Origin of the sequence: Alteribacillus sp. JSM 102045 (genome assembly GCF_041949975.1) — a bacterium.
GTDB lineage: Bacteria > Bacillota > Bacilli > Bacillales > Marinococcaceae > Alteribacillus.
Genome location: NZ_JBHFQG010000087.1, coordinates 1 through 1669, shown reverse-complemented (window position 1 = coordinate 1669; position 1669 = coordinate 1). Strand labels below are relative to the sequence as shown.

At 33.0% G+C, this 1669-nt stretch carries 2 protein-coding genes; one reads left to right on the top strand and one right to left on the bottom strand.

Annotated elements, in window-relative coordinates; translation table 11 throughout:
- Nucleotides 1-87: 87 nt before the first annotated feature.
- A complete protein-coding gene (locus ACE1TI_RS21710; RefSeq protein WP_375009582.1) occupies nucleotides 88-609 on the bottom strand; it encodes a hypothetical protein in 522 nt (173 codons plus the stop codon).
- 735 nt (nucleotides 610-1344) lie between these two features.
- Between ACE1TI_RS21710 and ACE1TI_RS21705 the strand changes: the two genes are divergently transcribed.
- Nucleotides 1345-1548, top strand: a complete 204-nt coding sequence (locus ACE1TI_RS21705) for a DUF1657 domain-containing protein (RefSeq protein WP_375009581.1) — start codon at nucleotides 1345-1347, stop codon at nucleotides 1546-1548.
- Nucleotides 1549-1669: the final 121 nt, after the last annotated feature.

Sequence of the window (1669 nt, the reverse complement as noted above, 5' to 3'; positions counted from 1 at the left end):
TTTTTCAAATTGATCATCGCTCCCAGTCTCCCCATTAGAAATTCATTTATTTCTACAGGGGTTAATTATATACTACTGGGGGATTTTTCAATGACTCCAGTGGTCCAGTTTTAGATTACTACATACATCCGTACTGATTCCCAATCTTTCAAACCCTTTTAGCACCTCTTGTGCTGTTCTTGCCGTATACATAATATTAATTCTACCCGTTACAGCAAAAGTCTGTAAGTGTGTTAAAAATTGCCTCGTTCTTTCCAAATGCACTCTTTTTTCATCGGATATTTTATTGTCAAAATGCAATGTTTCAACATACCTTGAATCATTATTATGATGAAATTTGTAATTAATCACACCATAATCTGTCTTAATGCTATATACTTTATTTTTCTCAATCAACAAATTATTGTTTCTATCAATCTGTAAAAAAGGTGCATAAGAATCCTGAATCACATCTATATTTTTCATATTTGGCGTGTATAGTGTATCATGTTGAGGACTGGTTATTGATTTTGAAGGAGAAGAATTCGCTGCAAGTGTTTTATTACTTTGTTCTTTACTTCTTAAAGAGTAATACTTTTCCATTAAAGATTGCGTGATAGATTCAATCAAAGTTAATCTCCCTTTAGTGTAGTTTGTAAATTATTTTCTCTTCTTTATATCGGCAAATTGAAAAAATTTATTAAACAATTCTACTTACTTTAGGTACATTTCTTCACAATCTCTATTTTATATTAATATAAATCTCCAGTTTATGTTTTGAATAATAGCACCAAAAACGACCTGTTTTTACACAGCTAATCGTCCAGTATAAAGCTTATACAAAGCGTTTAAATAACCTTTATCGGAAGAGATTGCTACACACAAACGTGAATCTCTGAATCCCTTATCTCCTAACATTTTTAAGGAACGGGTTATATTTTTCTCGGAAACGCTCCAAAAATACCGGCCCTATCGTTAAAGAACAATTATGGGTAGTAATCATAATAAAGTTTTGTATGCTCGTATAAAACAGTTGGGTAACATGTTGGACAAAATTTCCGATTGAAACGAATTGGTTCGTTGGGCAGTAACGAAAGTTGACTTTTCCAAAAATATCTTTCACAGGAAGTACAGATCTCCGTATTCTTCAAAGAAACAACTCCTTATCATAAAGACAGAATGTTCTTATAGCTTTAGTTTAGTCTATGCTCTGGTTTTGTCTTAGGACCGGGAGTTCGCCTAATACAACGATAATGGCACATACTCGAATTTTTTGAATTTATTTTTTTATTTTTTTATGACATAATAAACCGTCTTTGAGACATTCTAGAATACGAAGTCAAAACTCAATGGGAGGGAATAACCATGACAGTAGCAAGTGATCTAAAAACAGCGGTAGCCAATATAAAGAGTGCTCAAGCTAGTTTTGAATCGTTTGCATTGGCAACGGAAAATGAACAAGCGAAACAAATGTTCCAAAATGCTGCCCAACAAACTCAACAGCTGGTGGATACTGTTTCTCCTCGTGTTCAGCAAATTGAACAAGAAGAACCTCAGTATAAAGAGTAAAGGAAAGGAAAGGAAGGTTGGCAATAACAACCTTTCTTTCCCTTTCCCTATTATTCCTGATCTATTTAGATGAAAAAAGGAAAAGAGTGTTATAAATGAAAACAATAACCTTTTTGTTATT

Coding starts and splice junctions, on each gene's coding strand:
- ACE1TI_RS21705 (WP_375009581.1), top strand. CDS start 1,345: ATGACAGTAGCAAGTGATCTAAAAACAGCGGTAGCCAATATAAAGAGT.